Origin of the sequence: Pseudomonas sp. WS 5412, from assembly GCF_012985615.1 — a bacterium.
Classification (GTDB): Bacteria; Pseudomonadota; Gammaproteobacteria; order Pseudomonadales; family Pseudomonadaceae; genus Aquipseudomonas; species Aquipseudomonas shahriarae.
Genome location: NZ_JAARMB010000002.1, coordinates 342,868 through 368,243, shown reverse-complemented (window position 1 = coordinate 368,243; position 25,376 = coordinate 342,868). Strand labels below are relative to the sequence as shown.

Below are 25,376 nucleotides of genomic sequence, written 5' to 3'. Positions count from 1 at the left end.
AATGACGAATTCAGCACAATTGCCAGGTGGGCAACGGCACTCGACAGGGCCCCGGCCATCGGGCAATCTGCTGGCCCGGCGAGGCGATAAACGAGGCGGTGAGCGGCATGATGCACAACGCGTTTGCAACCCTGTGCCAGGGCGATGAGCAGCGCCCCCACAGCCTCGAACAGCTGCTGGCGGGCGTGGCCATGCTGTTGCCGATGCTCGACGTGATCCCCAATGCGACGATGTTTATCAAGGATGTGCAGGCGCGCTATGTCATGGCCAACCACACCCTGGTGCAGCGCTGTGGCTTGAAAGACCGGCGCCCGTTACTGGGCAAGACCAGCGCCGAAGTGTTCCCCGCGCAGTTGGGGCCGGGTTATACCGAACAGGATCGGCGCGTACTGGAACAGGGTCTGGTACTGGAGGACCAACTGGAGTTGCACCTGTACGGCAGCCGCGAACCCGGTTGGTGCCTGACCCACAAATGGCCGTTGTATAACCGCGAGGGGGCGATCATCGGCTTGGCTGGGATTTCGGTCGACCTGCAATCCGCCAGCGAGACCCACCCGGCCTATCAGCGCCTGGCGGCGGTGGACGAACACATCCGCGCCCATTTCAACCAGCGCGTGACCCTCGGCGAACTGACACGCATCGCCGGCATCTCGGTGGCGCAACTGGAGCGTTACTGCAAGCGCGTATTCCACCTGACACCCCGGCAGATGATCCAGAAAGTGCGCCTGGAACATGCCCATCGCCTGTTGCACACCGAGTTGCCGATCACCGAAGTGGCCCTGCAATGCGGCTACACCGACCACAGTGCATTCACCCGCCAGTTCAAGGCGTTGACTGGCTTTACGCCGCGTCAGTATCGGCAGGCCACCAGCTAAGGAGTGGGCGCAAGTCCCTGTGACAGATGGCTTGCCAGCGATAGCGGTGGGTCAGCCAACATCAACCCCAGCAATGCCGCCGCCATCGCAGCCTCGCCGGGGCTCGACAGCTCCCACCTCGATCTTCAGGGTTTGGAAGATTGCGTTTCAGCTGCCATCGCAGGATGCACACGGTACTCAATGTACTGAAGATCCAAGGTGGGAGCTGGCTTGCCAGCGATAGCGGTGGGTCAGCCAACATCAACCCCAGCAATACCGCCGCCATCGCAGCCTCGCCGGGGCTCGACAGCTCCCACCTCGATCTTCAGGGGGTGGAGGATTGCATTTCAGCTGTCACCGCAGGATGCATACGATGCTCAATGTGCTGAAGATCCAATGTGGGAGCTGGCTTGCCTGCGATAGCGGCGGGTCAGCCAACATCAACCCCAGCAATGCCGCCGGCATCGCAGCCTCGCTGGGGCTCGACAGCTCCCACCTCGATCTCCAGGGGGTAGGGTTGCATTTCACTGCTACCGCAGGATGCATACGGTGCTCAATATGCTGAAGATCCAAGGTGGGAGCTGGCTTGCCTGCGATAGCGGTAGTTCAGCCAACATCAACCCCCGCAATGCCGCCGCCATCGCAGCCTCGCCAAGGCTCGACAGCTCCCACCTCGACCTTCAGCGGGTGGAGGGTTGCATTTCAGCTGCCACCTTGGATCTTCATTGCTGCAACTGAAGGGCCTCACGCTTGAAAAAGCGCTTCTGCTCAAATGGAATCTCTTCGCGGTCGGCGTAGGGTGCGCTGTACCAGTTGCCGTAGGTGGGATTCGGCAGCAGGAACCAGCGCTGGCCGAACCAGCCTGTATAGGGCTCGACCGCCCGGTGTTGGGCGGCCAGGGTGTTGTGTTCGGCCTGGACGAAATCCCCCAGGGAATCCCCGACCATCAACAGCACCCGCGCCTGGCTGGCGACCCACTGGCGGCGGCAGTTTTTGCCGTAGCCGGCCTGTTCGCAATGGCCGGTCGGGGTGGCGGCCGCCAGTATTTGTTGGTTGCTGTCCACCGGGAAACCACGCAGGCGCAGGTTAGCGACCGTGGCCTGGACCTGGCTGTGTTCGCGGTTGGTCAGGTAATACACTTTGATCCCGCGTTGCTGCGCCGCCTGCACAAACGCCACGGCGCCGGGCAGGGCCTGGGCCTTGGCCTGGTCGACCCAGGTGTTCCAGCGATCATAGGAGTAGACCTGGTTGTTGATGATGTCCCGCGCGTTGAGTGGCACGTTGTCCAGCAGGGTTTCGTCGATATCGACGATCACCGCCGGCGGCAGGCCGCTGAGGTTGCGTGGGGCAAAGGGCAGGGCGTCCCAGTCCTTGCTGGCCAGGGCCACGTCGAGCTGGCGGGTGGCGTTGGCAAACACCTGGCGATAGATCAACTCATGCTCGATGGAGGTTTGGGTCCAGAGCACCGCATCCAGTTGGTCGTTGGCCGGTGGGTGCTGTTGGCAACCGACCAATAGTGAAGAGAACAGGCAGATGCTGGCGAAGGTGAGATTGCGCATGAAAGGCTCGGCCTCAAGAGTGAAGGGGCGCTCAGGGCCAGCACATTAGCCTAATCGACGAGGTTTGTGCGTGACCTGCGTATGATCCGCGGCTTCCAACCGCAGACCTCTTCAAGGATACGGCCCATGCGCCTGCGACAACCTCTGCTTGTTCTTTCCCCGCGCTGGCTCGGCTTGGGGGCTGCCCTGACGTTCAGCCACCTGGCCCAGGCCGATGAGGCGCTGCAGTTGGCGCCGCTGCAAGTCACCAGCACCGAACTGAGCGAAGGCGAAGCGGCCCAGGCGCAACTCAAGCAGGTACCCGGTGGGACCAACTACGTTGACATGGCCAGCGTCGAGCAGGGGCGGGTCAGCAGCAATGAAGACGTGCTCAAGTACCAGGCCGGCATCTATGCCAAGGCGGCGAATAACGAAGGGGTGAAAATCTCCATTCGCGGCTCGGGCATCAACCGTGGCCCCGGCAGCCATGCGTCCGGCCTGTATGAAACCATCGACGGCCTGCCACTCACCGGCCCCGGCGGCACGCCTTATGAACTCAAGGACCCGCTGTGGCTCAGCCGCGTCGAAGTGCTGCGCGGTGCCAACGGTTTCGACCGGGGCGCACTGGCCCTGGGCGGGGCGGTCAACTATGTCACCCGCACCGGCTACGATGCGCCCAAGTTGCGCGTGCGCTACGAGGCCGGCAGCCACGGGTATGCCCAGCGGGAAATCAGCTCCGGGCAAGTGCTGGGCGATGCCGACTATTACATCAGCCTGACCGACACTGACTACGATGGCTTCCAGCAACAAAGCGCCGGCAGTGGCAAGGGCGTGGCGGCCAACTTCGGCTACCGGTTCAACCCGGACCTGGAAACCCGCTTCTATTTGCGTTACCGCGAAACCGCCAACGACAGCCCCGGCAAACTCACGCGCCAGCAGATCGAGCACAGCCCGCGTGCGGCCAATGCGCTCAATTTGACGCGCGACTCCAAGCGCTTGCAGCCGGGTTCTACCTGGATCGCCAACAAGACCACGCTGCAGTTGGACGATAACTCCCGCATCGAAGCGGGGCTGGTGTACCACGACTACCCCATGGACCTGCGCGAAGGCACTAACCGGCTCAAGGTAGCGTATACCGATATCAGCGGCACCTTGAACTACATCCGTCAGGACACCCTGCTGGGACGCGACAGCAAGACCACGGTCGGCCTGCGCACCACCCAGGGCCTGCCCAATAACGGTGTGTCGGAGTACGTGCGGGTGCCTGCAGGTGCCACCGCCGGTTTTGCGCCGGGCACCAAGACCCGTGACTACAGCTACCTGGGGTCGGATACGGTGCTGCACGTGAGCAACGACCTGGAGCTGCTGCCCGATCTGTGGCTGACCACCGGGCTGGCGGCGATCTATACCCGTCGCGAAACCGAAGTCACCTATCCCGAGACCCATGCCCCCTTGAGCACTCATGCCTGGGACTATGCCCCGCGCGTGGGCCTGCGCTATGACTTCAACCCGCAATTGCAGGTGTATGGCAACCTGAGCCGCTCGGTGGAGCCGCCGCATGCCTGGTCGATGATCTGGGGTTCCAATAAGTTCTTTGCCAAAGATGTTAATAATCCGGCTTCCGGCTTGGCCCGCGAAGGCGTGGAACTGCAAAACCAGACCGCCACCACCCTGGAAGTGGGCGGACGCGGCGAAGCCTGGTTCGGCCAATGGGATCTGGCGCTGTATCACTCGCTGGTGCGCCATGAGTTGCTCAGCGTCGAGACCCAGGCGGCTACGCCCAACCTGTCGCAGGTGGTCGCCGAATCCAACGCCAGCCCGACCATTCACCAAGGCCTGGAACTGAGCCTCACCAGCCCGTTGTGGGAGGGCGGCAACACTGGTCGCCTGGCCCTGCGCCAGGCCTACACCTACAGCAACTTCCACTACCGCGACGACCCGCGTTTTGGCGACAACACATTGCCCGGTATCCCCAAGCACTATTACCAGGCGCAGGTGCGCTACAGCCATCCCAGCGGCTTTTTCAGCAGCCTCAATGGCGAGTATTCCTCGCGGGTGGCGGTGGACTACGCCAACTCCTACTACGCGCGAGCCTATGGCTTATTGGGCGCCACCGTTGGCTATGACGCGCCGAAGCAGGACTGGCAAGCCTGGGTCGACCTGCGCAACCTGACCAACCAGCGCTATGCCAATACCGTGACCCCGGGCTATGACGACCATGGCAAGGATATGGCGCGCTCGACGCCGGGCGATGGCATGGGCGTGTATGCCGGGGTGTCCTGGAGCTTGCGCTAAGCAGGCCATTGCCGGCGAATCCCTCGCCATAAGTCGGGCCTCCTGCACCCGTGGGGGACAGCTGGTCTGGATGTGCCTGGGGTTCGTTGCCGAGCTCTTGCCCTGCCATCGTTTTACTGTCATCGTTTGCGCGATTGGTAATCTTTCTTGTTTGAGAAACTTTTGCGCATGCATGACTTTCCTGTGGCCGATTGTGATATAGCCCGCCGCCAGCAGACACTCACCGCGCTCTACAGCGACCACCATTCCTGGTTGCAGGGTTGGCTGCGCAAGAAACTCGGCTGTTCGCAGCATGCGGCGGACCTGGCCCAGGATGCATTTGTGCGGGTGTTGCTGCTGGCCGAGCCCCACAATATTCAGGAGCCTCGGGCATTTCTCGCGACCACTGCCGGGCGCTTGCTGATTGACGGTGCGCGGCGACGCAAGATCGAGAAAGCCTATATGCAAGCCCTGGCGATCCAGTACGAAGACGCTGGCATGCCCGATCCGGCGACCATTCATGTCGCGCTGCAGGCCCTGGAACGCATTGCGCTGATGCTCGCCGGCCTGCCGGACAAGGCCCGCGAAGCGTTTCTGCTCAGTCGCCTGGACGGCCTGACCTACAGTGAAATCGCGGCCCAGCTCCAGGTCTCCTCCAGCACAGTAAAAAACTACATCTCCAGCGCGCTGGTGCATTGCTACCAGACGCTGCATGGCGCGGATCCGCTTTGATGTCCGCCGAACAGATTGTCAGCGAGGCAGCGCAATGGTTGGCGCTGCTCAATGACGAGGAGGTCAGCGCCGCTGACCGCCAGGCATTTGAAGAGTGGTGTGAGGCTGACCCACGCCATCGGGTGGCTTTCGAGCGCATGGGGGCATTGTGGGGCAGCTTCGATGAATTGCCTGCCGAACCGGCACGCCTGGCATTGAATCAAGCCTTCATCCCACGCAAGCCCGGGTACGCTGTGCGCGGCGGGCAGGTCCTGGGGCTGTTGGGTGTGTTGGTGCTCGGCTGGGCGAGCGTCGAGCAACTGCCACTGTGGATGGCCGACCAACGTACCGGCGTCGGCGAACGGAGCCAGGTGGTCCTGGCCGATGGCAGCCAGGTGCAGCTCAACAGCAACTCGGCACTGGACGTGAAATTCGACGGCCAGCAGCGTGTAATCGAGTTGCTCAAGGGCGAGATGTGGGTCGAGGTGGCCAAGGATGCGCAGCGGCCATTTGTGGTGCGTACCGACCAGGGTACGGCGACCGCATTGGGCACGCGTTTCCTGGTCCAGCGCGCGGTGGATGGCTCGACCGTGGTCACGGTGATCGAATCAACGGTGGCCGCCAAAGGCAATCACAGCGAGGCGGTGAAGGTCATGGCAGGCCAGCGCGCGATCCTCAAGCAGGGCCACGCCCAGCCAGCGCAAGCGGTCGGCAGCGGCGACCCGGCGGCCTGGACCCGGGGCTTGCTCACGGTGGATGACCGGCCGTTGAGCGAGGTCCTGCAAACCCTGGCCAGCTATCGCCATGGCGTGGTGCGTTTTGATCCCCAGGCGTTGCAAGGCATGCGCGTGTCAGGGGTGTTCAAGCTCGATGACAGCGACGCAGCGCTGGCGACCCTGGCGGATAACCTGCCGATCAAAGTGGAGCATTTCACCGACCTGCTGGTGGTGATCAAACCCCTCTGATGTGCCTGAAGACACCTGTTCAAATAAAAACCGGTCTCATTCATACCCGATTTCCCGACATGGCCGTCATGGAATATAGAACCCTCTTTTCCAGGACCTCTCATGTCACGCTTTGCTCGTCCGTTGCACCCGCTGGCGCTGTCAGTGGCGATGGCTTTTGCCGCTGTGCCCCTGACCATTCACACCGCATGGGCTGATGAAAGTAGCCATTTCTCGATCCCTGCCGGTGACCTGAGCCAGGCCCTCAACGGCTTTGCCGAACAGGCCGGGCTGGTCCTGGCCTTTGATCCGGCCTTGACCCGCGGCAAGCGCAACAGCGGTTTGAACGGGCAGTTGAGCAGCGACGCGGCACTCGCCCAGTTGCTGGCGGGTAGCGGTTTGCGGGCCCAGGCGCTGTCTGCCCAGCGCTATCGCATCGAGCCGATCCCCCAGGCGGACGGCTCGGTGGAGTTGCAAGCCACCACCATCAGTGCTGCCGAGCAAAGTGAAAGCCCCATTGGCCCGGTGTCCGGCTATGTGGCCACGCGCAGCCTGTCTGGTACCAAGACCGACACCGCGCTGATCGAGACCCCGCAGTCGATCTCGGTGGTCACCAAAGACCAGATGCGCGCGCAGAATGCCGAGAGCCTCAACCAGATCCTGCGCTACAGCGCCGCGGTCGTCCCGGAAACCCGTGGCGCCACTGCCTCGCGCCTGGACCAGTTGACCATTCGCGGCTTCTCGCCGGTGACTTACCTCGACGGCCTGCGCGTGGCGTCGAGCCGCGATGCCTCGCCGCAAAAGGATGCCTTCGACCTGGAGCGCGTGGAGGTCCTGCGCGGCCCGGCCTCGGTGTTGTATGGCCAGGGCAGCCCCAGCGGCGTGATCAATATGGTCACCAAACGCCCGCTGGATACGCCTTTTCACGAAGTGGGCGTGGAGTACGGCACCTTCAACAAAAAGCGCACCACCTTCGATCTCAGCGGCCCGCTGGATGAGCAAGGGGTGTACTCCTACCGCGTCGCCGGCTTGTTCGATGATGCCGACGGCCAGGTCGAGCACACCGAGACCCGCCGCCAATCCCTGTCTTCGGCCTTCACCTGGCGCCCGAACGAGGACACCTCGCTGACCCTGCTCGGGCATTTCCAGAAGGATCCCAAGGGCGCTTCCTACGGTTCGATGCCGGCCTGGGGCTCGGTGTTGCATAGCCCGCTGGGGCGCAAGATTGATGTCGATTTCTACGACGGCGAGAAGAACTTCGAGAAGAGTGACCGCGCGCATTACTCCATCGGTTATGCCTTCGAGCATCACCTCGACGACGTCTGGACCGTGCGCCAGAACGCCCGCTATATGCGCAGCGAAGGGATCTACCGCAGTATCTACAGCAGCAACCTGCAGGCCGATTACCGCACCTTGAACCGCTCGACCATCGCCACCGATGTCGACATGGATGCCTACAACCTGGATAACCAGTTGCAGGGCAAGTTCGACACCGGCCCGGTGCAGCACACGCTGTTGATGGGGCTTGATTACCAGAACACCAGCGTCGATACCAAGGCCGGTTACGGCAAGGGACCGGACCTGGATATTTTCGATCCGGTATATGGCGCGCCAGTCACCACCCCGGCATTTTCCAGCGACGCCACCCAGCGCAGCGAGCAGACTGGCGTGTACCTGCAGGAGCAGGCGAAGTGGGATAAGTGGGTGCTGTTGATGGGCGGTCGTTATGACTGGGCCAGCACGGATAACAGCTCATTGAGTTTGACCGACGGCAAGAAAACCAAATCCTCCCTGGACAGCAAAGCCTTCACCGGTCGTCTGGGGGTGGTCTACCTCTTCGATAACGGCCTGGCGCCATACGCCAGCTATTCCGAATCCTTCTCCCCGCAATCGGGCACCGGCTACGGTGGTTCGGTGTTCAAGCCCACCGAAGGCAAACAGTACGAAATCGGCATCAAGTACCAGCCGCCGGGCAGCAACAGCTTTATCACCGCGGCCATCTTCGACCTGCGCCAGAACAACGTACCGACCATGGACCCGGACCCAACTCACTTGTGCGGCAATGGTCGCTGCCAGGTCCAGGACGGTGAAGTGCGCTCCCGTGGCTTTGAACTCGAAGGCAAGGCCAGCCTCAACGACAACCTGGATATCACGGCGGCCTATGCCTACCTCGATAACCGCATCAGCAAATCCAACAGCACCGTGCGCTATGCGCCGATCACCGACATTGGCGTCGGCCCGGCCGTGCCGACCCAGGGCACCACGACCTATGCTGTGCCGCGCCACACCGCCTCGGTGTGGGCCGACTACACCTTGCATGACGGTAACCTCAAGGGCTTCGGCGTGGGCGCAGGCGCGCGGTATGTCGGCTCGTCCTGGGGCGATACCGCCAACACCCTGAAGGTTCCGGGCTACACCTTGTTCGATGCGTCGGCGCACTACGACATCCCGCACATCAATACCCAGGGCGACAACCTGCGCCTGGCGCTGAACGCCACCAACCTGGCGGATAAAGAGTACGTGGCGTCCTGCTATTCGTACTCGTGGTGCTGGTACGGCTCGCAACGGACGGTGCAGGCCAGTGCGACGTATCAGTGGTAAGTTGAAAAACCGTTCTGCATAGCAGTATCGGAACAGGTCAGTTCGTTTCGAGCTGACCTTTTTATTTCACTCAAATGCATCGAGAAGGCATTTTAATGGCCCCCAACTGGCCGATGTTTCGCCAAAATCACTTTTATTTTCAGGTGGTTAGGTGGGATGCCAATGCGTAACGTAAAAATCACGCTGATTGCCTTGGCCCTGGCGAGCGGGGCGGCGGCGGCCCAGGGCAAGACGCTGCGCGAAGGGGATCGGTACATGTGCAGTTGGGGCGCGGGCACGGCGGCCAGGGCCCAGGAGCTGAAGTTGGCCGGTGTTTCGCTGTATGCCGCGCGGCAGAAAATCCAGCGGTACAAGTTCGACAAGTCCTGGATGCGCATGATGGCCATGGGGATCACCGAGCAGACCTATGACAGCCCCTCGCGGCTCAAACCGACGGCTGTTCGTTCGAGCTTTTATGAAGAGTGCGTGCGCTACAAACGGGCGCGTAAATAGACACGCTACATACTCGGTTATTAACCTGATAGTTATTAGGGTTTTAACCCGGCAAGTTTGGAAGTCGCACCAAAAAGTGGCACGAAAGATATCGCGAACCCTGAAAAATGTGTGGTTATTGAATGACTTAGCGATGTTTCAATCCGACGAAAGGCTAATAATCAACTTGTTACAGGTTGTCTCGATGGTTATTATGGCCGGGCGTTCACCTCCCACGGTTTATGCATTTTTAAATCCCAAGTTTCCATCAGCTACTTGGGATTTTTTTTGCCCGCGATTTGACCTTCATACCTGCCTGGCAGATAAACGTCCGTGGTTTTTCTGGCGCCAGTGCACCAACGCTTTCGCAGAAAAGTGTGGGGTAGCTAACACTTTCGTAGGATTGCCTACACGCGTTGCACAACCTGATCTACCCTGCATGGATCACGTCCACCGCGTCATGTGTGAGCAAGGGTGCCCAGGATGATTCCGATCGCTGAGTTGAGCCGCATCATGGCGTCCGGTTTCGTCCCGCTGTCGTGCGATTGTAGTGTCAACCCCCAGGGTTTCTTGACCATCCGAGTCTTCGAACCGGAGTCCGGTCGCGTCGAGCTGCTGTTGACCGGCGTGTCGCCCCAGGGTCTGGACAGCATCCGTGCCATCTCCAACCTGATTGGCGAACTGCGCACCGAACTCAAGGCCGGGCGCCGTGGGTTTGCGGCATTCGGCTAGGCGTCAGAGGCGGCGCAGAAACGAGCGGACAATGCGCTTGGTGGCGTCGGTGGTGTCCAGTTGCTCCAGGGCACTATAGGCATGCCACTGGCAGTCGGTGATTTCATTGCAGGGCCGGGCCTGGTCGATGTTCACCACCGAGGCTTCAAACACGTGATGCAGCGTGTCACTGGCCTTCAACTCCTGCAGATACAGCAAACCATCCACGTTCAGCCCGGTTTCCTCCTGTAACTCCCGCTCGGCCGCGCCGACTGGGCGCTCATCGCGCTCGACCTTGCCACCGGGCAATGCCCATTTCGACCTGGCCTTGCGCACGAACAGAATGTGCCCCTCACTTTCGCAAATCACCGTTGCGCGTATTTTCATCGTCTGTGCCCCCGCAAGATGATAGTCACAAAAGTGTAATGCAAATGTCATGCTGGGTCTTTATAGGCGGAGGCTGGAGACCGCGCAGGAAAACGCTGATACTGCCCGACTGAAAAAGTACCGATGAAGGAAAGTCATATGAGCACCATCCGCTGGGGCATGATCGGTTGTGGCAGTGTTACTGAAATCAAGAGTGGACCCGCTTTCTACAAAGCGCCAGGCTCGGCCCTGGTGGCCGTGATGGGGCGCCGTGAGGAAGCCGTGCGCGATTATGCGGCACGCCATGGGATTGCCCGGTTTTACACAGATGCCCAGGCGCTGATTGATGACCCCGAAGTGGATGCGGTGTACATCGCTACGCCCCCCGACAGCCACCTGGAATACAGCCTGCTGGTGGCAGCGGCGGGCAAGCATTGTTGTGTCGAAAAGCCGATGGCGCTGAATGCCGAGCAGAGCGCCTTGATGCAGCGCACCTTCGAGCGGGCCGGGCTGCATCTGTTTGTTTCCTATTACCGCCGCTCCCTGCCGCGCTTCCAGCAGGTGCGTGCCTGGCTGCAAGAGGGGCGCATCGGCGAGTTGCGGCAGCTGAACTGGACGTTGTGCAAGCCGCCATCGCCCACGGACACCAACGCGAGCAACTGGCGTACCGATCCGGCGATTGCCGGCGGTGGTTATTTTGCCGACCTCGCCAGCCATGGCTTCGACCTGTTCCAGTACCTGGTAGGGGATATTGTCGAGGTCACGGGTTATACCGCGCGCCAGGCCGGGCGCTATGCGGCGGAAGATGCGGTCACCGCCTGCTGGAGCTTCAGCTCGGGCGCGCTGGGGATGGGCTGCTGGAACTTTGTGGCTGACCGACGCGAGGATCGGGTCGAGTTGATCGGCAGTAAAGGGCGCATCAGTTTTTCCGTGTTCGACGAGCAGCCGTTGCAACTTGCAGCCGAGGTCAGCGAAACCCTGCATATTGCCCATCATCCCCATATCCAGTGGCACCACGTGCTGGGCATGAACGCGCATATTCGCGGCGAGAGTGTGCACCCGGCACTGGCGATCGAGGCCCTGAAGACCGACCGCATCATGGATCGGGTGTTGCAGCGCAAGCCCTGACGCCGCCCACCCTTGTCGGAGCCGGCAAGGTGTTGGTCTGACTGGCGGCTATTGTCAGGAATTTCCCGCAGGAGTACAAATGTACTCCATGACGACTCTCACTCCCCGCCGTTCCGCCATCCTGAACTTCATCCGCGAGCGTATCGCGCAGCAAGGTCAGCCCCCCAGCCTCGCCGAGATCGCCGAGGCCTTTGGTTTTGCTTCGCGCAGTGTGGCGCGCAAACACGTGCTGGCGCTGACCGAAGCCGGGTTTATCGAGGTCAACCCGAACCAGGCCCGGGGGATTCGCCTGCTCAATCAACCGGCGCGGCCTGAGTGGCTGGAGGTCCCTGTGCTGGGCCGCGTGGCCGCCGGCCTGCCCATCGGCGCCGACGCCGAAGTGCACACGCGGCTGATGCTCGATCCGGCGACCTTCGCCCGGGTCCCGGATTACCTGCTGCGGGTTCAGGGGGACTCGATGATCGAGGACGGCATTCTCGATGGCGACCTGGTGGGCGTACGACGCAGTGCCGAGGCGCTGAACGGGCAGATCGTGGTCGCGCGCCTGGACGGCGAAGTCACCATCAAGCGTTTCGAGCGAGTGGGCCACAGTGTGCGCCTGTTGCCGCGCAATCCTGCCTATCAACCTATTGTGGTTCGTGCCGACCAGGACTTGGCCATCGAAGGCGTGTTCTGTGGCCTGGTGAGGCAAGGTTGATGGGCGCCGTGGTTGCGCTGGACTCGCTGTTCAATGGCGGGCGGGTGTGGAAGGGGCGGCCGGCTGCGCCGCCGGCCAGTGTGCACCCCACCGGGCTGGCGGCCCTGGATGCGGTGTTGCCCAGCGGTGGCTGGCCGGAGGCGGCCTTGAGTGAAATCCTTGTGGCCCAGCAGGGGGTGGGCGAGCTGCGACTGGTCTGGCCAACCCTGGCGCGGCTGTCGGCGGCCGGCGAGCGGATTGTGCTGGTGGCGCCGCCGTATACCCCATACCCCCACGCCTGGCAGAACGCCGGGGTGGACCTGCGCCAGCTCTCGGTGATCCAGGCCGATGAACGCGATGCCTTGTGGGCGGCCGAGCAATGCCTGCGCTCCGGCAGTTGCGGCGCGGTGCTGTGCTGGCCGCACAAGGCCGATGACCGGGCCTTGCGCCGTTTGCAGGTGGCCGCCGAAACCGGCCAGACCCTGGCGTTTGCCTGGCGGGCCCTGAGCGAGGCGATCAACCCGTCACCGGCCGCCCTGCGCCTGGCCGTCGAACCGAGCCAGGTGCGGGTGCTCAAGTGTCGGGGCGGCCTCGCCCATCCCGCGCCGATTGCCCTGGCCAGCGGGCACTGAGGTTGGTATGCGCTGGGTGTGCATTGTCTTCCCGCAATTGGCGTTGGACGGGGTCTTGCGTCAGCGTCCCGAACCCGACCAACCCTTGGCGTTGTTGGCCGGCCCGCCGCAACGCCGGGTGTTGCAAACCGTCAATGCCGCTGCACGTGCCCTGGGCTTGCGGCCCGGCCAATCCCTGACGGCGGCCCATGCCCTGACCAAGGCTTTTACCTGCGTCGAATACGACCCGGTGGATATCGAGCGCTGCCAGCAATTGCTCGCGGCCTGGGCCTACCGTTTCAGTTCCCAGGTCAGCGTGTTCTATCCGCGGGCCTTGTTGTTTGAAATCGAATCGAGCCTGGGCCTGTTCGGGCCGTGGCCGCTGCTGGAAGCACGCTTGCGCGAGGAACTGACCGCCCTGGGTTTTCGCCACCGTATCGTCGCCGCCCCCAACCCGGCCGCTGCGCGGGTGTTGGCCAATGCCTACGATGGCCTGGCGGTGGCCGATGTCGAGGGTTTACAGCACGCCCTTGGGTCGATGCCGATTGATCGCGTCGGCCTCGACCCGCAAGCCGCCACGGCCTTGTCGCGCATGGGCCTGCGGACCCTGGCCCAGCTGCAGGCGTTGCCCCGGCATACCCTGGCCAGGCGCTTCGACGCGGGGGTGCTCAAGCACCTGGATGCCTTGACCGGGCAACGGCCACTGGCCCTGGATTTTTATCAGCCGCCGGATCGTTTTGATCTGCGCATCGAGTTGAATTTCGATGTGCAGTCCCACCAGGCGCTGCTGTTTCCCTTGCGGCGCCTGACCGGCGACCTTGCGGCGTTCCTTTGTGGCCGCGACAGTGGCGTGCAGCGTTTTGCCCTGCACCTGGAGCATGCCGAGGCGCCCGACAGCGTGATCCAGGTGGGCCTGCTCAGTGCCGAGCGCGAACCCTCGATGCTGTTTGAACTGGCCCGTGGCCGCCTGGAGCAGGTGCAAGTGGCGGCGCCGGTGCGTGGCCTGCGCCTGCTGGCCGAAGACTTGCCGGTGTTTGTACCGCAGCGCCAGGACCTGTTCGACGAGCGCCCGCAGCAAACCCTGCCCTGGGTGCAATTGCGCGAGCGTCTGCGCGCGCGCCTGGGGGATGAGGCGGTGCAGGGCTTGCGTTTTCATGCCGACCATCGTCCCGAGTGCGCCTGGCTGCCGGGCGCCGACAGCCGTGCCTGCCCGGCCTTGAGCCCGGTGCAACGCCCTGGCTGGCTGCTCCATGAACCGACTCTGCTCGCCGAGCAGGGCCTGCAGATCCTGCTGGGCCCGGAGCGCATCGAGTCCGGTTGGTGGGATGGCGCGGATATCCGCCGCGATTACTACCTGGTGCGCACTCGCAGCGGGCAGCAAGGCTGGGCCTATCGCACCGTGGGTGACAGCGCCGGGCTGTGGCTGCAAGGCTGGTTTGCATGATGGAGGGCTACGCCGAGCTGCACTGCCTGTCGAACTTCAGCTTCCAGCGCGGCGCGTCCAGTGCCCGCGAGTTGTTCGAGCGCGCCAAACAGCAGGGGTATCAGGCCCTGGCAATCACCGACGAATGCACCCTGGCCGGCATCGTGCGGGCCTGGCAGGCGGCCAAGGAGGTTGGGCTGGGGTTGATCGTCGGCAGTGAGGTGCGCCTGGAAAACGGCCCGAAACTGGTGCTGCTGGTGGAAAACCTGCAGGGCTACCAACACCTGTGCCGACTGATCACCCAGGCCCGGCGCCGTGCCGCAAAAGGCCAGTACCGCCTGTTACGCGAAGACTTTGCCGAGCCGGTACCGGGGCTGCTGGTGCTGTGGCTGGCCGAGGAGGGCGACACACCTGCCGACGGCCAATGGTTGTGCGAAACCTTCAGCGGGCGGCTATGGCTGGCGGTAGAGCTGCATTGCGCCCAGGATGATGCCCACCGCCTGGCGCAACGCCTGCAACTGGCCGCCGACCTGCACCTGCCGGCCGTGGCCTGTGGCGATGTGCATATGCATGTGCGCAGCCGGCGTGCCTTGCAGGACACCATGACCGCGATCCGCCACCACCTGCCGGTGGCGCAAGCTGGCCAGCGCCTGCACCCCAATGGCGAGCGGCACCTGCGCAGCCTGGAGGCCCTGGGTGCGCTGTATCCGGCGCACTTGCTCGAAGAATCGCTGCACATCGCCCGCCGTTGCAGCTTCGACCTGAGCCAGTTGCGCTATCAATACCCCAGGGAGCTGGTGCCAGAAGGGCAGAGCCCAAAATCCTGGCTGCGTGCCTTGACCGAAGAAGGCATTGCCCGGCGCTGGCCCGAGGGGGTAGCAGCCAAGACTCTGGAGCAGATCAATAATGAGCTGGAGTTGATCAGCGAGCTGGGCTACGAAAGCTACTTTTTGACGGTGCACGACATCGTGCGCTTCGCCCGCAGCCGTTCGATCCTCTGCCAGGGCCGTGGCTCGGCGGCCAACTCGGCAGTGTGCTTTGCCCTGGGTATCACCGAAATCGACCCCAGCCGCATGAACATGCTGTTCGAGCGCTTCCTGTCCCGGGAACGCAACGAGCCACCGGACATCGACGTGGATTTCGAACACGAGCGTCGTGAAGAGGTGCTGCAATACGTGTTCCAGCGCTATGGCCGGCGCCGCGCGGCCTTGACCGCAGTGGTCAGCAGCTACCACGGTGCCGGCGCGGTGCGTGATGTGGCCAAGGCCCTGGGCCTGCCACCGGATCAGGTCAATGCCCTGGCCGATTGCTGTGGGCGCTGGAGCGATGAAGCGCCGCCATTGGAGCGCCTGCGCGAAGGCGGTTTCGACCCGGACAGCCCGGTATTGCGGCGGGTGTTGGGCCTGACCCAGCAACTGATCGGCTTCCCGCGTCACCTGTCCCAGCACCCCGGCGGTTTCGTGATTTCCGAGCAGCCGCTGGACACCCTGGTGCCCGTGGAAAACGCCGCCATGGCCGAGCGCACCATCATCCAGTGGGACAAGGACGACCTGGACGCCGTGGGCCTGCTCAAGGTGGATATCCTCGCGCTCGGTATGCTCAGCGCGATCCGCCGCTGTTTTGACCTGCTGCGCCGCCATCGTCACCTCGACCTGACGCTGGCGACGGTGCCCTCGGAGGATGCGGCGACCTACGCAATGATCAGCCGCGCCGACACCATCGGCGTGTTCCAGATCGAATCCCGGGCGCAAATGTCCATGCTGCCCCGACTCAAACCCAAGACGTTCTATGACCTGGTGATCGAGGTGGCCATCGTGCGCCCAGGGCCGATCCAGGGCGGCATGGTGCATCCGTACCTGCGCCGGCGGAACAAGGAAGAGCCCACGACCTATCCATCGCCCGAGCTGGAGGCGGTACTCAAGCGCACCCTGGGTATCCCGCTGTTCCAGGAGCAAGTGATGCAGATCGCCATTGTCGCGGCGCACTACACACCCGGCGAAGCTGACCAGTTGCGCCGCTCGATGGCCGCCTGGAAGCGCCATGGCGGTCTGGAGCCCCATCGCCAGCGGCTGCGCGACGGCATGCTCAAGAACGGTTACAGCGAAACCTTCGCCGCCCAGGTGTTCGAGCAGATCAAGGGCTTTGGCAGCTATGGTTTTCCTGAGTCCCATGCGGCCAGTTTCGCCTTGCTGACCTATGCCAGTTGCTGGCTCAAATGCCATGAACCGGCGGCGTTCGCCTGTGCCCTGATCAACAGCTGGCCCATGGGCTTCTACAGCCCGGATCAGATCCTGCAGGATGCGCGTCGCCATCATTTGCAGATTCGCCCGGTGGACGTGACCGCCAGTGACTGGGATTGCAGCCTGGAACCCATTGACGGCCAGCAGCCGGCGATTCGCATGGGCTTGCGCATGATCAGCGGCTTTCGCGAAGAGGATGGCCGGCGTATCGAAACCGCCCGCCAGGTCGCTGGGTTTTGCGGGATCGCCGACCTGGGCGAGCGCGCCCAACTGGACAGCCGTGCCCAGGAACTGCTGGCCGATGCCGGGGCCTTGCGCCAGTTGGCCGGGCACCGGCACCGGGCACGCTGGGACGTGGCCGGGGTGGAGCAACAGTTGGGGTTGTTTGCCGGGGTGTCGAGCCCGCAGGAGGAGGCGGTGCAACTACCGGCTCCCAGTGTCGGTGAGGACCTGTATGCCGACTATGCCAGTGTGGGCACCACCCTGGGGCCCCATCCCCTGGCGCTGTTGCGTGATCAACTGCGTGCGCGGCGCTGCCGCAGTTCACAGGAATTGCAGGTGGTGGAGCACGGACGCAATGTCAGCGTTGCCGGCCTGGTCACCGGGCGCCAGCGCCCGGGCACGGCCAGTGGCGTGACCTTCGTGACCCTGGAAGATGAGTTTGGCAACCTCAACGTGGTGGTCTGGCGTGAGCTGGCCGAGCGTCAGCGCCAGGTGCTGGTGGGCTCACGGCTGCTCAAGGTGGATGGGCGCTGGGAGGCGGTGGGCGAAGTCCGCCATTTGATCGCCGGCCGCTTGAGCGACCTGACGCCGCTGTTGGCGGGGATCAGCGTGCGTAGCCGGGATTTCCACTGACGGGTAGGGCGCACCGACCTAATCGTCTCTCCTGTGGGAGCCGGCTCCTGCAATGGTTCTTCTACACAGTGAAACCATCGCGCCCGGCTATGCTCCAACATTGGCGACTGTCCTCTCTCTGCACTGAGCTGATCCATGCAATTTCTATCCAATACCTACGGCTGTGACGGTTGGGGCGGTGAAATGGCCCAAAGGATTCGTGCCTTTGACTGGTCCACCACTGACCTGGGGCCCATTGACACTTGGTCCACCAGCCTGACCTGCGCGGTGCAGATGCTCCTCGCTTCGCCAGTGCCGATGGTGATGCTCTGGGGCCGCGCCGGGTACATGATCTACAACGACAGCTATTCGGTGTTTGCCGGCGGGCGCCACCCGTTTTTGCTGGGGGTGCCGGTCGAGCAGGGCTGGCCGGAAGTGGCCGAGTTCAACCGGCATGTCATGGACACCTGCCTGGCCGGTGGCACCTTGTCCTATCGCAACAAGGCCTTGATGCTGCTGCGCAATGGCCGCCCCGAGGATTTGTGGCTGGACCTCTATTACAGCCCGGTGGCCGGCGACGACCAGCATCCGGCCGGCGTGTTGGCGATCGTTGTGGAAACCACCGAGCATGTGCTGTCCGAGCGTTTGCGCCAGGAAGCCGAGGGGGCTTACCGGGTGGCGGACGAACGCTTGCAGCTGGCCCTCAATGCCGGGGCGTTGCTGGGGTCGTTTGTCTGGGATGTGCTGCCGGATCGCCTCTCGGGCGACGAGCGTTTCGCCCGTACCCTGGGCCTGTCCATGGACGACGTGGAGCGGGGTGTTTCCATTGCAGTCGCCACCCAGGCCATCCACCCCGACGACCTGGCGCGGGTCAACCGCCTGATTGCCCAGACCCTGGCGACGGGTGGGCCATATAACGTCGAGTTTCGCGTGCGACGCCCGGACGCCAGCTATCTGTGGGTACTGGCCAGCGGGCGTTGCGAGCTGGACGCGGGCGGCCAGCCGTTGCGCTTTCCCGGGGTGATCATTGATATCCATGTGCGCAAGATCGCTGAAGAGTCTCTGCTCAAGCTCACCCATAACCTGGAGCAGCGCGTCGCCGCCGAAGTCCAGGCGCGCTCGGCCGCCGAGGAGCAGTTACGCCAGTCGCAAAAGCTCGAGGCCATTGGCGGGCTGACGGGGGGCGTGGCCCATGACTTCAATAATCTGCTGCAGGTGATTGCCGGCAACCTGCACCTGCTGGCCCGCCATGAGCGCGATAACGCCCAGGTCCAACGGCGCGTCGGTGCTGCCCTGGCGGCCGTCGAGCGCGGTGCCAAGCTGTCCTCGCAACTGCTGGCCTTTGCCCGGCGCCAGCCACTGTCACCGGCGGTGTTCAACCCGCGGCGCATTTATGAAGGCCTGGGTGAGTTGCTGCAGCGGGCCCTGGGGGAAACCATCCAGATTGATGTGCAGTTGCCGCAAGACCCGTGGTGCATCCATGTCGATCGCAATCAACTGGAAAACGCCGTGCTCAACCTGGCGATCAACGCCCGGGATGCGATGAAGGGCGAGGGGGTGATCCGCATCACCGGTGAAAACATCACGTTGTCGCCCGAAGATGGCAGCCGCAACGGGATTGCCCCCGGCGAATATGTGCGCCTGTCGGTCAGCGACACGGGGGCCGGCATGTCGCCGGCGGTGCTGCAGCGGGTCTTCGAGCCGTTCTTTACCACCAAGCCTGACGGTCACGGCACCGGCCTGGGCTTGAGCATGGTGTTTGGCTTCGTCAAGCAAAGTGGCGGGCATGTGCAGATCAGCAGCGAGCCAGGCCAGGGCACCCTGGTGCAGATGTACTTCCCCCACAGCCTTGAGCCGGAAAGCCAGGAAGCGCCCGACCAGGTGGAGCAGCAGGAAGGCGGCCGGGAAACCATCCTGGTGGTGGAGGACAACGAAGGCGTCCGCGGCGCAGCGGTGGAACTGCTGCAACAGGCCGGCTACACGGTACTCACTGCCACCGATGGCGATGACGCCATGCTGATGCTGCGCACCGGCTTGCGGCCGGACCTGATCTTCACCGATGTGGTCATGCCGGGGCGGATCAAAAGTACCGACCTGGCCACCTGGGCCAAGGCGCAACAGCCGCCCATTGCAGTACTGTTCACCTCCGGGCATACCCGTGACATTCTTTCCAGCGACCACCTGCTGGGCAACGACATTCATCTGCTGGGCAAGCCCTACAGCCCCGAGGAACTGGCGCGACAGGTACGCTCGGTATTGACCACGCAGGTGAGCTACTGCGATTGAACGTTTACCCCTGTTGCCGGATCCACCCCTGGACCGCTGACTCTTATAAGGTTGACCATGACTTCATCGCGCCACTTGCCGCCTGCCACTGATCTTCTGGCCGCGCGCCCCGGTTTTGTCCGGGTGCGCGGCGCCCGGGAACATAACCTGCGCAATGTTGATGTGGACATCCCACGGGATGCTCTGGTGGTGTTCACCGGGGTCTCGGGGTCGGGCAAATCCTCCCTGGCGTTTTCCACGTTGTACGCCGAGGCGCAGCGGCGTTACTTCGAGTCGGTCGCGCCTTATGCCCGGCGCCTGATTGACCAGGTGGGCGTGCCGGATGTGGACTCCATCGAGGGGCTGCCGCCGGCCGTGGCCCTGCAACAGCAGCGGGGCACGCCGAGCACGCGCTCGTCGGTGGGCAGCGTGACCACCTTGTCCAGCCTGATCCGCATGCTCTATTCCCGTGCCGGCAGTTATCCGCCGGGGCAGCCGATGCTGTATGCCGAAGACTTCTCGCCGAACCTGCCCCAGGGCGCCTGCCCGCAGTGCCACGGCCTGGGCCGCGTGTATGAAGTGACCGAGGCACTGATGGTGCCCGATCCGTCCCTGACCATCCGCCAGCGGGCGGTCGCTGCCTGGCCGCTGGCCTGGCAGGGGCAAAACCTGCGGGACATCCTTGTGACCCTGGGTTATGACGTCGATATCCCCTGGCGCGAGCTGCCGAAAAAACAGCGCGACTGGATCCTCTTCACCGAGGACACGCCCACGGTGCCGGTGTATGCCGGCTTGACCCCGGAGCAGACCCGCGAGGCCCTCAAGCGCAAACTCGAACCCAGCTACCAGGGTACTTTCAGCGGCGCCCGTCGCTACATTCTGCACACCTTCACCCACACCCAGAGCGCGCTGATGAAAAAGCGTGTCGCGCAATTTATGCAAGGCAGCCCGTGCCCCTTGTGCGAGGGCAAGCGCCTGACCAAGGCCGCGTTGTCGGTGAAGTTTGCCGGGGTGGATATTGGCGAGCTGTCGCAACTGACATTGTTGCAACTGGCGCAGCTCCTGCGCCCGGTGGCCGAGGGCAAGGGTCGGGTAAAACTCTCGGTGGAAAAACGCCTGGCCGCCCAGCGCATCGCCCAGGATTTGCTGGAGCGGGTCAGCACCCTGACCGACCTGGGCCTGGGCTATCTGTCCCTGGAGCGCAGCACGCCAACCCTGTCCTCTGGCGAATTGCAGCGCCTGCGCCTGGCGACGCAACTGGGCTCGCAACTGTTCGGCGTGATCTATGTGCTGGACGAACCGTCGGCCGGCTTGCATCCGGCGGATGGCGAAGCCCTGTTCACGGCGTTGGAGCGCCTGAAAGCCGCCGGCAATTCACTGTTTGTGGTGGAACACGACCTGGAAACCATGCGCCGTGCCGACTGGTTGATCGACGTCGGCCCGGCGGCGGGCGAGCAGGGTGGCCAGGTGCTGTACAGCGGCCCACCGGCAGGCCTGGCACAGATTGCAGCATCACAGACCCGCGAATACCTGTTTGCCGAGCCGCGCCCGCTGAACACCTCGCGCCGTGCGCCGAGCGGCTGGCTCAGCCTGGAAGGGGTCAGCCGCAATAACCTCGACGAGGTGAGCGTGGACTTTCCCCTGGGCTGTTTTACTGCTGTGACGGGGATTTCCGGCTCGGGTAAATCCAGCCTGGTCAGCCAGGCCCTGCTGGACCTGGTGGGTGAGGGGCTGGGTCGGGTGGTGGTCAGCGACGACGAGCCCGACCTCGAAGACCCGGCGCCGCAAACCAGCAGTGGCCGCATCCGCGCGGGCCTGGAGCAGATCCGCCGGTTGGTGCAGGTGGACCAGAAGCCCATTGGCCGCACCCCACGCTCCAACCTCGCGACCTACACTGGCCTGTTCGATAACGTGCGCAAGCTGTTCGCCGCCACCCCAGCGGCAAAAAAACACCACTACGATGCCGGACAGTTCTCCTTCAACGTCGCCAAGGGTCGTTGCCCGAAGTGCGAGGGTGAGGGGTTTGTCAGCGTCGAATTGTTGTTTATGCCCAGCGTCTACGCACCTTGCCCGACCTGTCACGGCGCGCGCTACAACCCCCAGACCCTGGCGATTACCTGGCAGGGCCTGAACATTGCCCAGGTGCTGGGCTTGACCGTTGAGCAGGCGGTGGACGTCTTCGCCGAACAACCCAGCGTGCTGCGCGCGTTGCGGGTCCTGCGCGACATCGGCCTGGGCTACCTGCGCCTGGGCCAGCCGGCCACCGAGCTGTCCGGTGGCGAGGCCCAGCGGATCAAACTGGCCACCGAACTGCAACGTACCGCACGGGGCGCAACCCTGTATGTCCTCGACGAGCCCACCACCGGTCTGCACCCCCGTGATGTCGACCGCCTGCTGCTGCAACTCAACCACCTGGTGGATGCCGGTCACACAGTGATTGTGGTCGAACACGAAATGCGCGTGGTGGCCCAGAGCGACTGGGTCATCGACATCGGCCCAGGCGCCGGCGACCAGGGCGGCAACGTCGTCGCCAGCGGCACGCCACAGCACCTCGCCCAGAACCAAACCAGCCGCACCGCCCCCTTCCTCGCACGCGAGCTGGGGCAAGGGAATTGACCTTGGGCATGACAAGAGACCCCTGGATGGGCTAGCTTCAAGGTGGACCAGTCATTGATTAACTTGCGGAGGTACTTCATGCCAGTGAAACATGATCTTTATCAGGATTTGGGGTTGAGCAAGGAGGATGTCCAGCAGCGTCGGGCAAGCCACCATCGGTTGGATGTATTGCTCACCCAGTATGACGTTGCCGACAAGGAGGTGCTGGAGGCTGAATCTGCAAGTGCCAATGACGATGATGTGGAGAACCTGAAGAAGAAACGCCTGTTGATCAAAGATAAAATCGTCGAACAACTGGAGCAGACCAAGGGGCATTAGCCAACGCTGGGGGAGGGGGTCCATATTTGTTCAGAATTGCCCCAAGGACAACAACCCCGCCACTGCCTATTATCCCAACCGTTCGCCCGACCCTGGGGCACGTTGACTGCGCATGGAATGCGTTGTGGTGTCGGGCGAACTCTTTTTCTAGGTGCGCAGCACCTGCAGGCAGGCGTCGATCGAGCGCTGCTGGGTGTCTGCATACAGCTGCAACTCATCAAGAGTCTGGCGGCCCAGAGCCTGTTCAAACTCAGCCTGGTTGGCGTTGGCCGCGTAGTGACTCTGCGCCGCATCGCCCAGGTTCGACTGGAAAATCCCCGCCGCGCTGACCGGCAGAAAATCTTCATACACCAACGGTTCGATATCGACGTAACCCGCCTCGATCAACGCGTCCAGACTCTGTGGCGCGTCCTTCTCGGCGGCACGGCCCTTGTCGGTCACTCGGTAGCGAAAGTACGCCAAACCTTGCTCGCGCATGGCCCGATGGTTATCCGGGAAGGCCTGGAAGTGCTGTGCCATCAGTTCGGTATAGCGCTGGGCGTTGGCTTCATTGGGAAAGGCACCCAGTTCGTCCCGCGCGGCGTTGAGCAGTTGGTCATAGAGCGCCCGGCCCTTGGGTGTCAGGGCCACGCCACGTTGTTCGATTTCGCCAAAGCGTGCGCTGTGGCTGCCCCTGGCATCGGTAAAGGCAATGGCTTCGTCGAGGGCCTTGAAACTGGTCTGGCGCAGCAGGATCGGGCATTGGCGGCGGGGTGGGCCTTCGATCACGGCTTTGGGGGTGATGCCTTTGCCGGGCATGTCGGCTTGTACGCGGTCGATGTCCAGGGTGCGTGGGGTCAGGTGATTGATATGCGGGCCCTTGAAGGCCACCACGTCGGCAATCAGCCGGTGCTGGTCGCTGAGTTGCTGGTACTGGGCCGCGCTGACCGTGGCGGTGTGGTGCCAGCGAAAGGTTTCCAGGGCTTGCTGGATAAAGGCCTGGGCATCGCTGGCATTCAGGCCGCCGTCGGCTTCGGCCTGTTCGATCAGGGCCAGGGCCCGTGGGGTGAAGATGGAGCGCTTGGCCAGGGCTGATTCGGCAAAGGCCCGCAGTTCAAGGTTTTCGATCAGCTCCAGGCGCAGCAGCGAGGTGAAGACCCGGAACGGGCTGGTCTGCAAGGCGCTTTCATGCACGGCGCGAAAGGCCGTGGAATGCACCGGCACGCCGGCCGGGGTGAGGTCGTAGTAACCCACCGGGTGCATGCCCATTACTGCAAACAGGCGGCTGATGGTTGCCAGCTCATAGGCGCTGCCCAGGCGGATGGCGCCGTGGCGCTCCATGTCCAGGCGCTGGATTTCGCCGGTGTGCTGCAGTTGCTGCGCCAGGTCTGGATCGCTCGCCAGCACCCGGGCATTGGTTTCGGCCACCAACTCCAGCAGCGCGCCATACAGCGGCACTTCCTCGCGGTACATGTCGGACATGGCCTTGGAGAAGTCTTTGCGGATGGTATCGGGGCTGATAAAGCGCGGGGTAGGCATAGAAAAATTCCTGGCTGCGGTAACGGTGGTGTGGGCCGTAAGCCAGATTTTGTTGGGCGCTGCCCGAGGGCGCAAACGAAGATTCCTCTGGACTTCATTCTGCAAATGAATGAGCGCCACAGGCACACACAAAAATCCCGCCTGGTAGGCGGGATTGGTCAACCCAGGTTGCCCTGGATCAGGCCGGGAACAGTTCGCTCAGTTTCATCGCCAGCATCATGTCGCCTTCGGCGCGCAGTTTGCCGCCCATGAAGGCCTGCATGCCGTCGGTTTCGCCGCTGACGATACCTTTCATGGTTTCAGCGTCCATCACCAGAGTTACCTGGGCGTCAGGGTTCACGCCTTCTTGCAGTTCGCAGGTGTTGTCCTTGACGATCAGGGAGAAGTTCTGGCTCTCGTCGATACGGAAACCGAACACCAGGTCCAGGCCGTCGGCAGCGGCTGGGTTGAATTTGGCTTTCATTGCTTCTACGGCTTTAGCTACGTCAGTCATGGTTCGATCCTTTTATGGGTGGTGCCAGTGACCTTGGGGTCACGGTTGGCCGCAATTCATCGGAAGGTGATGAGCTGCGGCGCCTTCAACAGTTGCAAGTGGGTATGGCTGTTGAAGGAAGCCAGTGCCACTTCGCGTCCACGGAACTTCAAGTGGTTGAGCGAAGTGTTGACAATCTGCCAGTTCAGCTCGAAAGCCTGGGTGGCAGGTATGCGGGTAATCAGGTGGAGCAGGGCGGTGATGGTGCCGCCAGAAGTAAATACGGCGATCTTGTGGGAACTGTCGGCAGTCTCCAGCAGGCGCTGCAGGCCACCCTGGACGCGCTCGACAAACCCCAGCCAGCTTTCCAGGCCGGGGGTGTCGTAGGTGCCGCTCAGCCAGCGTTCGATGATCAGGGCAAAGATACGCTGGAACTCGCCACGGTTATGCTGGGCGTTGCGCAGGATATCCAGGGCTTCGGGCTCGCTGTCGAGCAGGTCCGGGAGCAGGGCGCGGATGATCGCGTCGGCGTCGAATTCGTTGAAGGCACTGTCGATTTCCAGGGGCGGCACCGGCAAGCCCTGGGCGCCGATGGACTCGAACGTGGCATTGGCCGTGTGCTGCTGGCGCCGCAGGTCGCCCGACACACAGCGGTCGAACGTCAGGCCCAGGTCTGCCAGATGGCTGCCCAGTATCTGCGCCTGCTGCACACCCACGGGCGACAGGACATCATAGTCGTCTGCACCGAAGGAGGCCTGGCCATGTCGAATCAAATAGATGCTGCCCACGTCCGTCACCCGGTACG

20 protein-coding genes are annotated in these 25,376 nt (G+C 63.1%); 15 read left to right on the top strand and 5 right to left on the bottom strand.

The genetic code is table 11. The annotated features are described in order from the left end of the window. The first annotated feature begins 107 nt into the window (after positions 1-107). The gene (locus HBR94_RS04605) at positions 108-875 is read left to right on the top strand and encodes an AraC family transcriptional regulator (RefSeq protein WP_170044262.1); all 768 of its coding nucleotides are present in this window, start codon (positions 108-110) and stop codon (positions 873-875) included. A gap of 701 nt (positions 876-1,576) precedes the next feature. On the opposite strand, the gene HBR94_RS04600 is transcribed toward HBR94_RS04605, so the two are convergent. After that, positions 1,577-2,413, bottom strand: coding sequence for an HAD family acid phosphatase (locus HBR94_RS04600; RefSeq protein ID WP_169960900.1), 837 nt, complete (start codon positions 2,411-2,413; stop codon positions 1,577-1,579). A gap of 126 nt (positions 2,414-2,539) precedes the next feature. Between HBR94_RS04600 and HBR94_RS04595 the strand changes: the two genes are divergently transcribed. From HBR94_RS04595 to HBR94_RS04570, 6 genes are all read left to right on the top strand, one after another. Continuing rightward, on the top strand, positions 2,540-4,687 hold the full coding sequence (locus HBR94_RS04595; protein WP_170044261.1) for a TonB-dependent receptor: 2,148 nt from the start codon (positions 2,540-2,542) through the stop codon (positions 4,685-4,687). A 168-nt stretch (positions 4,688-4,855) separates the two neighbouring features. Continuing rightward, the gene (locus HBR94_RS04590; RefSeq protein WP_057959224.1) at positions 4,856-5,398 is read left to right on the top strand and encodes a sigma-70 family RNA polymerase sigma factor; all 543 of its coding nucleotides are present in this window, start codon (positions 4,856-4,858) and stop codon (positions 5,396-5,398) included. Then, entirely contained in the window at positions 5,398-6,342 is a 945-nt protein-coding gene (locus tag HBR94_RS04585) for a FecR family protein (protein ID WP_170044260.1), read from the top strand. The genes HBR94_RS04590 and HBR94_RS04585 overlap by 1 nt, the downstream gene beginning before the upstream one ends. 102 nt (positions 6,343-6,444) lie before the next feature. Further along, positions 6,445-8,922 carry a TonB-dependent siderophore receptor gene (locus HBR94_RS04580; protein ID WP_170044259.1) on the top strand — a complete coding sequence of 826 codons (2,478 nt, stop codon included), beginning with the start codon at positions 6,445-6,447 and terminating at the stop codon, positions 8,920-8,922. Between the two features lie 162 nt (positions 8,923-9,084). Continuing rightward, complete coding sequence (locus HBR94_RS04575; RefSeq protein ID WP_057959227.1) at positions 9,085-9,414, top strand: hypothetical protein; 330 nt, start codon at positions 9,085-9,087, stop codon at positions 9,412-9,414. A gap of 462 nt (positions 9,415-9,876) precedes the next feature. Next, positions 9,877-10,125 carry a DUF1652 domain-containing protein gene (locus HBR94_RS04570; protein WP_057440802.1) on the top strand — a complete coding sequence of 83 codons (249 nt, stop codon included), beginning with the start codon at positions 9,877-9,879 and terminating at the stop codon, positions 10,123-10,125. Positions 10,126-10,128: 3 nt separating this feature from the next. On the opposite strand, the gene HBR94_RS04565 is transcribed toward HBR94_RS04570, so the two are convergent. Continuing rightward, on the bottom strand, positions 10,129-10,491 hold the full coding sequence (locus HBR94_RS04565; protein ID WP_057959228.1) for an NUDIX hydrolase: 363 nt from the start codon (positions 10,489-10,491) through the stop codon (positions 10,129-10,131). Positions 10,492-10,629: 138 nt separating this feature from the next. Between HBR94_RS04565 and HBR94_RS04560 the strand changes: the two genes are divergently transcribed. The 8 genes from HBR94_RS04560 to HBR94_RS04525 all read left to right on the top strand — a co-directional run bounded on the left by HBR94_RS04560 (position 10,630) and on the right by HBR94_RS04525 (position 22,581). Next, positions 10,630-11,598: a Gfo/Idh/MocA family oxidoreductase gene (locus HBR94_RS04560; protein WP_170044258.1), complete on the top strand. Its 969-nt coding sequence runs from the start codon at positions 10,630-10,632 to the stop codon at positions 11,596-11,598. Between the two features lie 79 nt (positions 11,599-11,677). Beyond that, on the top strand, positions 11,678-12,295 hold the full coding sequence (lexA, locus tag HBR94_RS04555; protein WP_057440807.1) for a transcriptional repressor LexA: 618 nt from the start codon (positions 11,678-11,680) through the stop codon (positions 12,293-12,295). After that, a complete protein-coding gene (gene imuA, locus HBR94_RS04550; RefSeq protein ID WP_057959230.1) occupies positions 12,295-12,906 on the top strand; it encodes a translesion DNA synthesis-associated protein ImuA in 612 nt (203 codons plus the stop codon). The genes lexA and imuA overlap by 1 nt, the downstream gene beginning before the upstream one ends. A gap of 7 nt (positions 12,907-12,913) precedes the next feature. Beyond that, positions 12,914-14,329 carry a DNA polymerase Y family protein gene (locus HBR94_RS04545; RefSeq protein ID WP_170044257.1) on the top strand — a complete coding sequence of 472 codons (1,416 nt, stop codon included), beginning with the start codon at positions 12,914-12,916 and terminating at the stop codon, positions 14,327-14,329. Then, positions 14,305-17,403, top strand: coding sequence for an error-prone DNA polymerase (locus HBR94_RS04540; RefSeq protein WP_346342834.1), 3,099 nt, complete (start codon positions 14,305-14,307; stop codon positions 17,401-17,403). The genes HBR94_RS04545 and HBR94_RS04540 overlap by 25 nt, the downstream gene beginning before the upstream one ends. A 135-nt stretch (positions 17,404-17,538) precedes the next feature. Further along, a complete protein-coding gene (locus HBR94_RS04535) occupies positions 17,539-19,668 on the top strand; it encodes a PAS domain-containing hybrid sensor histidine kinase/response regulator (RefSeq protein WP_115128452.1) in 2,130 nt (709 codons plus the stop codon). A gap of 57 nt (positions 19,669-19,725) precedes the next feature. Then, positions 19,726-22,263: an excinuclease ABC subunit UvrA gene (locus tag HBR94_RS04530; RefSeq protein WP_169960893.1), complete on the top strand. Its 2,538-nt coding sequence runs from the start codon at positions 19,726-19,728 to the stop codon at positions 22,261-22,263. 78 nt (positions 22,264-22,341) lie between these two features. Then, complete coding sequence (locus tag HBR94_RS04525; RefSeq protein ID WP_032857259.1) at positions 22,342-22,581, top strand: DUF465 domain-containing protein; 240 nt, start codon at positions 22,342-22,344, stop codon at positions 22,579-22,581. 147 nt (positions 22,582-22,728) lie between these two features. On the opposite strand, the gene HBR94_RS04520 is transcribed toward HBR94_RS04525, so the two are convergent. The 3 genes from HBR94_RS04520 to HBR94_RS04510 form a co-directional block, all read right to left on the bottom strand. Then, a complete protein-coding gene (locus tag HBR94_RS04520) occupies positions 22,729-24,099 on the bottom strand; it encodes a VOC family protein (RefSeq protein ID WP_169960892.1) in 1,371 nt (456 codons plus the stop codon). A gap of 178 nt (positions 24,100-24,277) precedes the next feature. After that, a complete protein-coding gene (locus HBR94_RS04515; RefSeq protein WP_057440819.1) occupies positions 24,278-24,592 on the bottom strand; it encodes an SCP2 sterol-binding domain-containing protein in 315 nt (104 codons plus the stop codon). Between the two features lie 56 nt (positions 24,593-24,648). Then, positions 24,649-25,359, bottom strand: coding sequence for a histidine phosphatase family protein (locus HBR94_RS04510; protein WP_170044255.1), 711 nt, complete (start codon positions 25,357-25,359; stop codon positions 24,649-24,651). Between the last annotated feature and the right edge of the window lie 17 nt (positions 25,360-25,376).